13 protein-coding genes are annotated in these 12,686 nt (G+C 61.0%); 6 read left to right on the forward strand and 7 right to left on the reverse strand.

The features are described from left to right. Positions 1-64 precede the first annotated feature (64 nt). From MEMAR_RS09810 to MEMAR_RS12515, 3 genes are all read right to left on the reverse strand, one after another. Positions 65-340 (reverse strand): hypothetical protein, encoded by a 276-nt coding sequence (locus MEMAR_RS09810; protein ID WP_048063826.1) that lies wholly within the window; start codon positions 338-340, stop codon positions 65-67. A gap of 320 nt (positions 341-660) precedes the next feature. Beyond that, on the reverse strand, positions 661-1,158 hold the full coding sequence (locus MEMAR_RS09815) for a hypothetical protein (protein ID WP_011844824.1): 498 nt from the start codon (positions 1,156-1,158) through the stop codon (positions 661-663). Position 1,159: 1 nt separating this feature from the next. After that, entirely contained in the window at positions 1,160-2,584 is a 1,425-nt protein-coding gene (locus MEMAR_RS12515) for a hypothetical protein (RefSeq protein ID WP_011844825.1), read from the reverse strand. A gap of 271 nt (positions 2,585-2,855) precedes the next feature. Here MEMAR_RS12515 and MEMAR_RS09825 point away from each other — a divergent pair, with 271 nt between their 5' ends. Beyond that, positions 2,856-4,880: a hypothetical protein gene (locus MEMAR_RS09825; protein ID WP_011844826.1), complete on the forward strand. Its 2,025-nt coding sequence runs from the start codon at positions 2,856-2,858 to the stop codon at positions 4,878-4,880. Between the two features lie 73 nt (positions 4,881-4,953). Continuing rightward, positions 4,954-5,922, forward strand: coding sequence for a hypothetical protein (locus MEMAR_RS09830; protein WP_011844827.1), 969 nt, complete (start codon positions 4,954-4,956; stop codon positions 5,920-5,922). A gap of 80 nt (positions 5,923-6,002) precedes the next feature. Here MEMAR_RS09830 and MEMAR_RS09835 read toward each other — a convergent pair whose 3' ends face one another. Then, positions 6,003-7,181 (reverse strand): sugar phosphate nucleotidyltransferase, encoded by a 1,179-nt coding sequence (locus tag MEMAR_RS09835; protein WP_011844828.1) that lies wholly within the window; start codon positions 7,179-7,181, stop codon positions 6,003-6,005. A gap of 95 nt (positions 7,182-7,276) precedes the next feature. On the opposite strand from MEMAR_RS09835, the gene MEMAR_RS09840 reads away from it, so the two are divergent. Together MEMAR_RS09840 and MEMAR_RS09845 are read left to right on the forward strand one after the other, a co-directional pair. Continuing rightward, on the forward strand, positions 7,277-7,774 hold the full coding sequence (locus MEMAR_RS09840) for a YkgJ family cysteine cluster protein (RefSeq protein ID WP_048063827.1): 498 nt from the start codon (positions 7,277-7,279) through the stop codon (positions 7,772-7,774). After that, positions 7,767-8,027: a hypothetical protein gene (locus MEMAR_RS09845; protein WP_011844830.1), complete on the forward strand. Its 261-nt coding sequence runs from the start codon at positions 7,767-7,769 to the stop codon at positions 8,025-8,027. The genes MEMAR_RS09840 and MEMAR_RS09845 overlap by 8 nt, the downstream gene beginning before the upstream one ends. A 6-nt stretch (positions 8,028-8,033) precedes the next feature. On the opposite strand, the gene MEMAR_RS09850 is transcribed toward MEMAR_RS09845, so the two are convergent. From MEMAR_RS09850 to MEMAR_RS09860, 3 genes are all read right to left on the reverse strand, one after another. Further along, positions 8,034-8,369 carry a hypothetical protein gene (locus MEMAR_RS09850; RefSeq protein ID WP_011844831.1) on the reverse strand — a complete coding sequence of 112 codons (336 nt, stop codon included), beginning with the start codon at positions 8,367-8,369 and terminating at the stop codon, positions 8,034-8,036. Between the two features lie 128 nt (positions 8,370-8,497). Next, complete coding sequence (gene yciH, locus MEMAR_RS09855; protein WP_011844832.1) at positions 8,498-8,803, reverse strand: stress response translation initiation inhibitor YciH; 306 nt, start codon at positions 8,801-8,803, stop codon at positions 8,498-8,500. A gap of 43 nt (positions 8,804-8,846) precedes the next feature. After that, a complete protein-coding gene (locus MEMAR_RS09860; RefSeq protein WP_011844833.1) occupies positions 8,847-10,493 on the reverse strand; it encodes an adenosylcobalamin-dependent ribonucleoside-diphosphate reductase in 1,647 nt (548 codons plus the stop codon). Positions 10,494-10,552: 59 nt separating this feature from the next. Here MEMAR_RS09860 and MEMAR_RS09865 point away from each other — a divergent pair, with 59 nt between their 5' ends. Next, a complete protein-coding gene (locus MEMAR_RS09865) occupies positions 10,553-12,031 on the forward strand; it encodes a cobyric acid synthase (RefSeq protein ID WP_011844834.1) in 1,479 nt (492 codons plus the stop codon). Positions 12,032-12,037: 6 nt separating this feature from the next. Beyond that, positions 12,038-12,619, forward strand: coding sequence for a GrpB family protein (locus MEMAR_RS09870; RefSeq protein WP_011844835.1), 582 nt, complete (start codon positions 12,038-12,040; stop codon positions 12,617-12,619). Positions 12,620-12,686 lie beyond the last annotated feature (67 nt).

Here is a 12,686-nt window from a genome sequence, read left to right on the forward strand (position 1 = left end):
GGCACCCCTCCCGTCGGGGGCACCCCGGGGTTTTCAGCCCGGAGGCTGCGAGCCCGGCCTCCGGTTAATATCGAGGATAGGAAGGCCTAGAAGCCATCCCAAACAAAGGTTCTGCAATAGCCTCGACGGCCGTGCGCCGGAACTCAATCTTCGCGGACACTTTGGCAGCATTTTCCGCCGAGTATTCGGCCATTTCTTTCCCGATCTTCGAGATGTACCGTGCTCCATCACCACCCGTGGGAACCAGCCCGACGAGGCAGACGAGCGCCATCTGCTTGTCCCCCTGGGAGATGTACACCCCGGCGTCCCGGATGTCGCCGACAAAGACGATTCCGCTCAATGAGGAGCCGATCAGGTAGTAGACGTTGTCGTGGTTCTCCTCGGCGTAGGCGCCCAGGGTGAACCCGAGGACCAGTTCGGCCGCTGCGCGCCCGGCGCTGTACTCGTATGTGTCGGCATCAAGCGGTTCGCCGTCTTTGCCGTCGATCCAGCCGGAGCCACGCTGCGCGAGGTCATGGTAAGCAGGGCGTAGCTGCTCTTGAGGATGTCGACCCGGTGAAAGCCGACGGGGATGCCCAAAAAGGTCTCTGAGAGTCAGCAGTTCCTGCTGGATACAAGTTATGATGAAAATCGTACAAAAAAGAAATACCGGGGTAAAGTCTACTCAATTCCCCGGAGGTCTACACGGCCGTAAGCGTGAACGTAGTCTCCTACATCGAGTTGGAGGTAGGAATTTTTTTTATCAATGTCAATTAGCATCCTTCCAGCTTCAAAATCGACGATGGCACCGTGCCATCGTTCAGCTCTTTTAGGGTCATCTGGAATGATGATCTCTTCTATGCAGCCATTGATGTCGAGGTCAGGTCCGGCGTAATCTCCTTGAAGGTCTAATGGTGCATCTACACTTTTCTCAGCGGCCTCCATTTTTTCCAGAGATGATACTAACATGGCCAAGATGACTTCTCTAATCCCCCCAATCATATCAGGGGTACAGAGCATATGACCTTCGAAGGCACCATCAAAGACGTATGCCTTTTGCCCGCTAGCAAATTCGATAAGAACAAGCTGTGTGTAGACGCTATCTAGATATACAGCATCAGGTACCGTACCCCGAATAAAAGTTGGAAATTTGAGTTTTTCCTTCAACTCATCCATCATGTTAGTTCATCCTCAAGGGGTGTGCCGTTACAATATAGCCATTACTTCCAATAATCAACAACAATATTTCCCCAGAATTCGGCTCCACGTAGTGGTAGACTCCGTTATCATTAATCTTTTGCCCATTCTTCGCCCCATCCAGGATAAGATTCTTTATTGCATCCTGATCCTCATACACAGGGCCGAAGACATCTCTAAACTGGTTGGTACCATGATAGTAGATGTGATTATTCTGGATATGAACCCATCCGGATCCACCATTGTCATATACGGTTCCCAGAACCTCACCACCAGCCGAGTCAAGTGTACCTTCCTCCAGCCAGACAGCAGTTCCGTCCCCACGTTTGGTCACTCGCAGCATCTCGGTTGGCGTGAGTTTCTTTGTCTCATCGCCAACGAGATCAAGCACGTCATCGGCAGTAACACCATCCGCTGCTCTGACAACTCTTGTCCCCAGCCCCAGGAACGCTTCGTCGAGCAAGGCGACTTTCTCCACCTCACCCGCACCGCTCTTCTGGATGGCCTCAACGGCCGTGCGCCGGAACTCAATCTTCGCGGACACTTTGGCAGCATTTTCCGCCGAGTATTCGGCCATTTCTTTCCCGATCTTCGAGATGTACCGTGCTCCATCACCACCCGTGGGAACCAGCCCGACGAGGCAGACGAGCGCCATCTGCTTGTCCCCCTGGGAGATGTACACCCCGGCGTCCCGGATGTCGCCGACAAAGACGATTCCGCTCAATGAGGAGCCGATCAGGTAGTAGACGTTGTCGTGGTTCTCCTCGGCGTAGGCGCCCAGGGTGAACCCGAGGACCAGTTCGGCCGCTGCGCGCCCGGCGCTGTACTCGTGCGTGTCGGCATCGCCAGGTTCGCCGTCTTTGCCGTCGACCCAGCCGTCGCCGTCGGAATCGGGATTATTGGGATTGGTACCGTTGTCCAGCTCGTAGGCATCGGTCAGGCCGTCGTGATCCGAGTCGCGCGCCAGCGGGTCGGTACCGAACTCGTCCAGTTCGAGTGCGTCGCTGATCCCGTCCCCATCCCCGTCGACGCTGTTCGGGTCGCTCACGAGGATGAAGTAGATCTTCCCGTTGACCAGGACCATCTGTCCGGCCTCCTCGCCGTCGGTCAGGCCGTCGCCGTCGGAATCAGCGCTGTACGGGTCGGTGAAGTACCGGTTCCCGAAGCCGTCCCACCAGCCGGCCACTTCGAGCCAGTCGGGGATGCCGTCGCCGTCGGTATCGATATCCTGGTAGAACCGCAGGGTATAGGTCACATCGCCGTCGTTGTCGCTCAGGATACCCGAATCATGGTTCCACATCCCGATCTGGCCGCCCGCGTGAGTGAACTGAAGGACCGGGGCGGAGACCACCAGATCGCTGACCATGGAGTCGCAAGAGCCGCCCGAGTCGTAGTAGCGAACGGTCATGCCGAGGTTGCCGTAGTCGTCCCAGGCGGATTTCGCCCCGGTGCGCCGGTGACAGGCGTCAAATTCGCATAAGGTCTACTTAACCTGCTTGAATATATCAGAAAGTATATGTAACATTAAATAGCATTTCGAACAACCAGAAACGGCCGCTCTTGATTCAGGGGGCCAGTGGACCTCAAATGCTCTGAAGGCACCTCAAGAAGACCGTTTCGCAGCCGACATGCCTATTCGCGGACGAGAAGGGGCATGGAGGCCTGAACGGGGCGTCGAGATGAGAGGAATACGAGAAACCATCACCCGCTGGACAAGAAACTACCTCAGGGAACAGCCGCCGCACCCGGCGGCGATCGCCGGACTCTACCTGCTCTGCATATCGCTCATCTGGTTCCTTCCAGGCTTTCTCGCGCCGGAACTCTTCGGCGGGGGCAACACCTACCCGTTCATCATCTTCGAATACGGCGGCGTATACCTGCTCGCGGCCGTTCTCTTCGGGTGCTCCGCGGCACTCCTCCTCGCACTGGTGAGGAGGAAGACCGGAGCGGGCGGGCGGGTAATCGCCCTGGCCGTCGCGCTCTTCCTGCTCTACCTGGTCCCCGCCTATCTTGCAGGATCGATGCAGATGATACTGCCGTTTTACGTTCCCGGGTGGGCCTACTTCGGCCTATCGCCCGCCGTCGACGTCCTGATGAGCGCCGCCATCTCCCTTTCGGGCATCGCCCTCCTCGCTCTCGCGACGATCGCGCCCATCCTCCTCATCGACCGGTACGTCCCGATGAAGCGGCCGTATGCCGCCGCGGCAGCGCTCGGCATCCTCCTCTTCCCCAGTCTGGCGGCGGCGATCTTTATGGTCGATCCCGTGCCGTCCCTCATCCCCTGGCTCTCCCTCTCCCTCTCGACCCTCTCCGTCCTCTGCCTCGGGGTCGCCGGGGCGGCGGTGCTCTCCATCCCCCTGGTCGTCCGCCATCTCCTGAAGGGGGGCGGCAACCCGCCGCAGCAGGCCCGGGTCTTCGGGTTGCTTCTCCTCTGCCTCCTCCTCGTCTGGTTCGTCCCGGGGTATCTCGACCCCGGATTTTTTCTTACGGGCTACGATCACTCGAACCCCAATCCCTGGTTGAAGAGGGGGTGGTTCGTCCCCCAGGGGCCCGGGGATCTCGAATACCCGTGGTCCACCGTCCCCACGATCGAAGGCAACTATCTCATCGACGAAACCTGTCTTGGAGGTAGCCCTCTTTCGCTCTCCCCTCTCTCCGGAAAGGTATACCGTACAGTATACACCCGGGAACACACGGAGGAGAGATACATCGTCGAACAGTGGTGGTACGAGAACGAACGGACGTTCAGAAGCGATAAAAAAACGGCATTCGAATCTTTGAAAAGTTTCGGAGAAATTTCGGAGACGACGCTCGATCTCGGCGACCACCTCCTTGCCACCGGGTTCGAGCGCTCCGACGCGGAGCGGGAATACCCCGCCTGGCTCTTTGTCGACAAGACCACGAGGGGCTACATCCTCACCTACGAGAGGCCGTTCGACGACGGCAGGAGCAACGACTTCTTCATCGTCTACTACGGGACATACAACACCATGGGCCCCGACCCGGACAGGTCCCTCAAAGCGCTGATCGCACAGCGGCTATCCCCGTCGGCGATCCGGGCTCCCGGCGAGGGGCTCGACGAGGAAGTACCCCTGAACCGGATGCCGGAGGCGGAACCGTTCCTCTACATCTCCGAGATGATCCGGTATGCCGGCATCCTCCTCCTGACGCCCTTCCTCTTCGGGTGCTCCGTCGCGCTCCTCTTTGCGGGTGCGCTGACCGAACTGAAGACCCAAAAAAGGCGACTCGTGGCTGCGGTTCTGCTCCTCGCCGCCGTCCTCCTGTTCCTCTCCCTCATCTCCGCCTACCTGACCGGTTCGACATGGATGCCAATCCCGCCGTTTTACCTCCCCACGAGCGAGCCTCTCGGCGTATCGACTCTTCTCGATGCCCTGCTGAACCTCATGGTATTCCTGTCGGCCCTCACGCTCATCGGTCTCGGGGCGATCGCGCCGTACCTTCTCCTCAGGCGCTACCTCCCCCTGAAGCGGCCTTTCCGGGCTGTTCTCGTCTCGGGCACCCTTGTCTTCGGCATCCTCATCTACCCGCTCATGATGATGCTTGCCGTCTGGCAGGGATTGCGTCCTGCCCCCTGGCTCTCCCCTCTTGTCTGGATAGCCCTCGGGTTCTGCCTTGCCGCCGCGTGGGCGGTGGTGATCTACGCAGTCCAGGCAGCGGCGGGGCGGGGGGGTGAATCGCCGTGAACGTCACCACCCTGCAGGTGAATTCCGGAAAGGTAAAGGCAGTTATCGGCAACCATACGTTCAGTGTAGATCCATGACACCCGACCGCCAGACGACCCTGCAGAACCTCAGACGCCTCCTCCCCTCCTCGCTCTTCGCCGGCCTCGTCGGCGGCGGACTGCTGGTGGTGCTCCCGACCTACGTCCATACATGGTTCTGGGGGGGGATCGTCTGCTACAACCACGGACTCTTCGACACCATCGGTACGTTCCAGGGCCTGGTACTCGGCATTCTCTCCCTCCTCCTTACCGGGATGCTCCCGGTCGCCCTGCAGCGGGAGAGCGGGATGAAGAGGGACTTTGCCGTCCTTGCGGGCGGGATCGCCGGGTGCGTGGCCATTCTGGTCAACTACCTTCACTCCCAGATCACATCGATTTTCGGGCATGGATACGCTCCTGAGCTCTCCGACATCCTTGCTGCAATCATCTTTCCCTTCGCGAACCACGCTCTCCCCCTCCTGGCCATCGGCCTCGCTATGGCGGCCCTCGCCGCCCTCGGGGCCTTCGTCATCTCGTTCATCCGGGAGAGAGCAGCCGGACCGAACGAGGGGGCCGCGACATCCCGGCTCCTCCTCTGCTCCACGGCCGCCATCATCCTCGTCATCGTGGTTCTCCCCCCGCTCGCCGCCCATGCAATGCTCGATGTCGGGATGATCGACGTAAACCCCAGAACGGCGCTGATGACGACCCTCGTCTCCGCCGAACGCACCGCGCCCGACGCAATCGTCCTCACGGTTCGCGAAGGGCCTCCCGCCACCATCTTCGACCACAGGAAGCCGTTCTCGGTCATGATGAACGGAGTCGACGTCTCCGATGCTTCCGCGTGCACCGCAAGCGGTTTTGCCGCGACGGTCGACCCGCCCGGGGGGCTTTCGGCCGCCAAAGGATCGGAGGCCGCCTGGACAGGGACCGGAGTCTTAAACAACGGCACGCCGGTGGACGTCGTGGTCATGGCCCACGGGGTTGACGGCTCGGACCTCATCGTCATGAACCTCGGAGTGTAAGGCGGGGAAACCGGGAACCGGGCCGTATACAGGGTGACAGTACCCCGGCGAGCCCGGAGGAAAAAATGATCGGGGATACCCTAAGACCCTTCGGTCCGGGTATCGTAGTCCTCGTTCAAGACGTGCTCTTTGACGACCGTCCCTTCCGGGATGATCACCTCCGGCCAGAGCCGGGTCCCGGAGTGGACGACCACACCGCCTTTCAGCACCGCACGCGGCCCGATGACCGTGTCGTGCTCGATGTTGCACCCGCTGCCGACGAGCGTATCGTTGTCGATGATGCTCCCGCTGACAGTGCTGTCGCTCCCGATCACCACCCGGTTGTAGATGGACGAGGAGAAGATCTTTGCGCTGTTCTTGATGATACAGCCTTCTCCGATGCTCGTGTACGGTCCGATGACGACGTTCTCCTCGATGATCGTCCCGGCGCCGATCGAGACCGGCCCGATCACCCGGGAGTTCGCCGCAACCGAGACCGAGCTCCCTATCTGCACCGGGCCGAGGATCCGGGCGCCTTTGATATAGAGGTCGCCGGAGATGTTCGTGAACCCGATATCCTGCAATTTCCACCGCTCGGCTTCGCGAAGCGACCTCGGGCTTCCCACGTCCGACCAGTTGCCGCGGGCAAGCCAGGCTTTAAGGGGGTAACCCTGCTCCATCAGTTCGGGGAAGAGGTTGCGGGCGAAGTCGAACTTCTCGCCGGTCGGGATATGGTCGAAGATCTCCGGGTCGCAGACGTACATACCGGTACTCGCCAGGTTCGAGAAGATCTCCCCCGGGCTCGGCTTCTCCTTGAACCTCTTGATCTGGTAATCGGCGTCGATCTCGGCGATCCCGTACTCGGTGGGATCGTCGATGCTGATGAGCCCTATCGTGGTGATCGAGTCGTTGCCAAGGTGCTCGCGGTAAAATTCAAGCAGGTTCAGGCCCACTACGTGATCGCCGCCGACGACCAGGAACGGCTGCTCTTCAAGGTATTTCTGGGCGTTCTTGACGCTCCCCGCCGTTCCGAGTTTCGTCTTCTCGTGGACGTAGGTGACGTTGACCCCGAAGAGGGAGCCGTCCCCGAGGGCCGCCTCGATGGACTCGCTCATGTAACCGAGCGTGATCACCACGTCGTTAAACCCGAGGTTCGCGAGGTGTGAGACCAGGTGCTGGATCGAGGGTTTGTTGACTATCGGGATGCACGGTTTAGGACGCCCGAATGTGAGGGGGCGGAGCCGTGTGCCCTCCCCTCCGCACATAATGCACACCTTCATGCCACTCCATTGTATGCGTATCGATTTAACCCTTGGGGCAGCACGGGGCACCCGTTCCCAACCTTTATCCTCCGGTATGCAAAGAATCTACAGAAATGACGGCATTCGAATGTACACTCTGCGGGAAGTGCTGCATGCACGCAGGAGACGCGCTCATCGAGATCGAAAAGCGGCTCACCAGCCGCGACTTCCTCTGCCGGCAGAAGGTCGTCGGCGGCACGTTCCGCGCCCGGGTCGAGGAGCGGTTCCTCGACGCCTTCAGGGATACCGCCGAGAACGATAGACATCCGGCCTGGTGCCCGTTCCTCCGGGGCCTTCCCGGGGAAGAGGGGAAATACATCTGCACCATCCATAACAGCCGTCCGCTGATCTGCCGTTCCTACGTCTGCTGCACCATGCGGATCTTCGATTCCGGCGGGCAGGAGGCCGGGAAGGTGAAGGGGAGGAGAAGCCTCGTCACCGGGGATGCCGACCTCGCCCGGTGCTGGGATGAGGGGGTCGCACCGCTCGCGACCGACGACGAGATCGCCTGGAAGAGCGAGGTTGCCGCGATCCTCGGGCGTTCCGGCTACCGGGTCGAGGCCTATGAGTGAACCCCGGCGTCTTCCCGTTATCCGGGGCCGGGTCCAGTGTACGGAAAAAGAGAGCGTCCCCGTCGACCAGTGCAGACTCTGCGTCCATTCCGCCCGTGTCATGATCGGGGGAAGAGAACTGCCGTCGCCGGCACGGGCCTACTGCAGCCGGTGCCGCGACGCACCCGATATCGATATGGCGAAGGTCGAAGCAATCCTCTGCGATGATAAGCAGGGAGAAGGGTTTCGGAACATCGCGAACATCATCAGCTAACCGGGGTTACTTCCGCCAGAATTCCCAGGGGTGTTTCGTCTGGAACGGAACGCCCTTCGCCTCGTTGTTCCAGTCGGTCTCGATCGTGTGGTGGACCAGCCGGACTTCGTTGCGGAGCTCGGTAAGAACTTCTTTGACGCCCTCGAGTTCCTGCTGGAGCCGGTTCAACTCCTCGAACGATCGCGGCTGCCGGACTGTCGCCATCCCCGCCTCCTTGCAGGCAAGGCCAGCCTCGATCAACTCGAGAATCGCCTCATTTCTGTCGAACGCGTGATCCCTGGCAAACTGATCGATCTGATCCATCAGGTCGGGATCGAGCGCAAACGAACATCTCATCACCATAGGTCGTCCACTCCCACTATTGCACCTCTCTGCTGATTATAGTGTCTGCCGTTCGGGAATGGGTCGACCTCCAGGGTGCAGCGTCTTCGCAAAAAAAATGTCCGGGTCCTCTATAGAGGACAACCCGGTCAACTGATATTTTCCATGTTGTATCCTTTCTGGGCGAGCAGGTCTTTCACCCGCTCGCGATGGTTGCCCTGCAGCTCGATCGAGGAGTCCTTGACCGTGCCGCCACAGGCCAGTTTCGCTTTCAGGAACTTGGAGAGGTCTTCGAGATCGATGTCGTAGGGGTCGAGGCCCTCGATGACCGTGACTTCTTTTCCATACCGACGTCTGTTTATCTTTACGCTGATTCTCTGCTGTTCTTTGGCTACTTCTTCACAGATACACAGTTCTTTTGGCAGTCCGCAGGTCGGACATATCCCACCGTTCATTGCATTGTACCTTTCAGCTCTCGTTATATATTATTTGGCATGGTCATCCGTCAATCAGGCAGACATCGCACCCTAGCGAGAATATCTGGTCGGGTCTGCTCCGGTAGCGGTAGACGGTAGTGCCCTTGCACCCGAGGTCGTGGGCAAGGGAGAAGACGCAGGCGATCTCGTCGACGGTTGCACTCTGTGGCAGGTTTACCGTCTTCGAGACGGCGTTGTCCACGTGTTTCTGGAACGCCGCCTGCATCCGGACGTGGTGTTCCGGTGCGATCTCGGTTGCCGTCCTGAAGAGGTCGCGGGCATGGTCGTCGAGGGGGAGGCCGGCGACCGTGCCGTGACGGCGGACATGCTCCGCGACGTCCTTCCCGCCGGCGGTCCGGGGCAGGAACCCGGCGACGAGGTCGCTCACGATGCTGACCGGCCGGCCGTCGATCGTCCGGTCGTAGGCAAACGAGAAGACCGGCTCGATGCCGCTTGTGGTCCCGGCGATGAGGTGGATCGAGCCTGTGGGGGCGATGGTGGTGACGGTGGCGTTCCGCATCTCTCCCGAAAAGATCGAGCCCTCGATCGCCGGAAACGACCCGATCTCCTTTCCGATCTCCTCCGACCGCTCCCGGGCCATCTCCTCTATATGTTCCATCAGGCTCCCGGCAAACCGGAGTGCCTCCTCCGACTCATAGGGTATTCCGAGGCGTATGAGCGCCTCGGCGAACCCCATGACCCCGAGGCCGATCTTGCGGGTCGCAAGCGTCCTCTCCCGGATCTCGGGGAGGGGGAAACGGTTCGCGTCGATGACCGCATCGAGGAAGTCGACGCCGCACCGGACGACCGTTATAAGCAGGTCTTCGTCGAGGTCGTGCTGCCTGACACACCGGGCAAGGTTGACGCTTCCGAGGTTGCAGCTCTCGTAGGGGTAGAGCGGCTGCTCGCCGCAGGGGTTGGTCGCTTCGATGCGGCCGAGATGCGGGGTGGTGTTCTGGCGGTTGATCTCGTCGAGAAAGAGCACGCCCGGTTCGCCGGAGATACAGGCGGAGGCGGCGATGAGACGCCAGAGCGATCCGGCGTCGACGCTCTTCCAGACACTGCCGTCGCGGGGGTTTATGAGGTCGTACTCTTTCCCCGTCGCGAGGCACCGGAAGAACCGCTCGTCGACGCCGACAGAGATGTTGAAGTTCGAGAGGCCCCCTTCCTGCTTTGCGGTGACGAACTCCTCGATGTCGGGGTGGGAGGCCGCGAGCACCCCCATGTTCGCCCCCCGGCGCCGGCCGCCCTGCCTGACCGCTCCGGTCGCCGCATCGAAGACCCGCATGAACGAGACCGGCCCGGTCGCGGCGCCTGTGACCCCGTTGACGGCGTCGCCCCGGGGCCGCAGAAGGGAGAACGAGAATCCGGTTCCTCCCCCGGACTGGTGGATGAGCGCCATGTGGCCGAGCGTCCCGAATATCCCTTCGAGCGTGTCCTCCATCGGAAGGACGAAGCAGGCCGAGAGCTGCCCGGCGGAAGTGCCCGCGTTCATCAGGGTCGGGGAGTTTGGGAGGAAGAGGAGGGCCGAGAGGAGCGAGAAGAACTCGCGGGACCGTGCCGTCCCGCCCACGGCGTCGGCGACCCGGGAGAAGAGGCCGGCCGGCGTCTCTCCCGGGAGGAGGTAGCGCCCCTCCAGGAGGAGGCGGGCTATCGGGGAGATCTCCATACGATACCTGATGGAACCCCGCCCTTAATAACCCGTCGTGCCCAACTCTTCTGCCGGCAATGTCTCTCATCGTGCTCGGAACAGCATCCCACGTAGGCAAGAGTATGACCGTTGCGGCGCTCTGCCGTGCGCTCTACCGGCGCGGGATCCCGGTTGCGCCGTTCAAATCCCAGAACATGAGTCTCAACTCCTACGTCACGGTCGACGGGAGCGAGATCGGGATCGCCCAGGCCGTCCAGGCTTTTGCGGCCGGGATCGAACCGGAGGCCGACATGAACCCGATCCTCCTCAAACCCAAGGGGGATTCGGTCTCGCAGGTGGTGCTGCTCGGCCGCCCATATAAGGATGTGCAGATCCGGGACTACTACAGGGAGACCGATACGCTTCTTGCCGAGGCCGTCTCCGCGTTCGAGCGGCTTCGGAGCCGGTTCGGGAACGTGGTGGTCGAGGGGGCCGGGGGAGCGGCGGAGGTGAACCTCTACGACCGCGACATCGCGAATATACGGCTCGCCCGCTCGCTCCGTCTCCCCATCGTCCTGGTCGCCGATATCGAGCGGGGCGGGGTCTTCGCCCAGGTCTACGGGACGCTCGCCCTCCTCCCGGAGGATATCCGCCCCCTCGTCGCCGGGATCATCGTCAACAAGTTCCGGGGAGATCCCGGGCTCTTCGCCCCGGGCGTCGCGAAACTCGAGGAACTCACGGGCGTCCCGGTGCTCGGGGTGGTGCCTTTCGCCGACATCCCCCTCCCGAGCGAGGACTCGCTCTCGATCGCCGACAAGAGGGACCGGAAGACCGGAACGCCGGTCAGGATAGCCGTCGTCCGCCTCCCCCGGATCTCGAACTTCACCGACTTCGAACTCCTCGAAGAGCACGTTGCAGTGGACTACGTCCCGCCCGGCGGAACGCTTTCCGGCTACGACTGCATCATCCTCCCTGGAACGAAGAACACCGTCGAGGACCTCGCCGCGCTGAACCGCCACGGCGTGGGGGAGGAACTCCGGCTCGCCCGGGAGCGGGGCGTCCCGATCATCGGGATCTGCGGCGGCTACCAGATGCTCGGGCGCCGGATCGTCGATGCCGGCATCGAGTCTGAGAACCCTGCAGAGTATGCGGGGTTCGGGCTCCTCGATGTCGTCACCGCCTTTACCGGCTACCGCAAGACGACGGTGCAGGTCCGGCGCCGGGCGACCGGCCCCGGCCCCATCCTCCCGGCGATGGGGGAGGTAGATGGCTACGAGATCCACATGGGGGAGACGGAACGGGGCGACCTCTCCGAAGCGTTCGCCGGGGAAGGAGCCTCAACCCCCGACGGCCTGGTCTTCGGGACCTACATGCACGGCCTCTTCCAGAACCCCGGTGCGGCAAACGCCCTCCTTGCCTACCTCGCAAAGCGGCGGGGCGTAGCCTTCGAGCCGGTGACGGCGGAGAGCACCGCCCTCGGGGCCGCGGCATCCTACGACGACCTGGCCCGACACTTCGAGGAGCACGTGGATATGGATGCGATCATGAAGTATTTCATTGATCGCCGGTCTGAGTGATAGAGAATGAGTGAAAGAAAGATCTCTCCATCGGACGCAACCGTTCTCGATTACATACACGTAAGGGTCGTCGATTACGATCCGGTCTGGCCGGATCTCTTTCGCACGGAAGCCCGCCGGATAGAAGATATCCTGAAAGAGAATCTGGTGCAGATCTTTCATATCGGCAGCACGTCGGTGCCGGGCCTCCGGGCAAAACCCATCATCGATATCATGCCGGTTGTCCTTGACATCGAGCGGGTTGACGAGAGATCCGGGCAATTCGAGGCTATCGGCTATGAAGCCATGGGCGAACTCGGCATACCCGGAAGACGCTACTTTCGCAAGGGCGGGGAGAACCGCACCCACCAGATACACGCCTTCCAGTACGATAATGTCCAGAACATTACAAGGCATCTGGCCTTTCGGGATTATCTGAGATCCCATTCCGATGTCGGTTGCGCATACGCCGCTCTCAAGTCGGAACCTGCCGTGCGGTATCCCGGGGATAGAGAGGGATACTGCAACGGCAAAGATGGTTTCGTAAAATGCGTGGAACGTGACGCGTTACGATGGTACTGGAAAAAATACGATGTCGGTCGGTGTTAGGCTTCGATGCCCAACACCCGACTTCGCTTCGGACCGGGTTAGCCCGAAGATCCATTCTTCTTAAATG

The organism is Methanoculleus marisnigri JR1, from assembly GCF_000015825.1.
GTDB lineage: Archaea > Halobacteriota > Methanomicrobia > Methanomicrobiales > Methanoculleaceae > Methanoculleus > Methanoculleus marisnigri.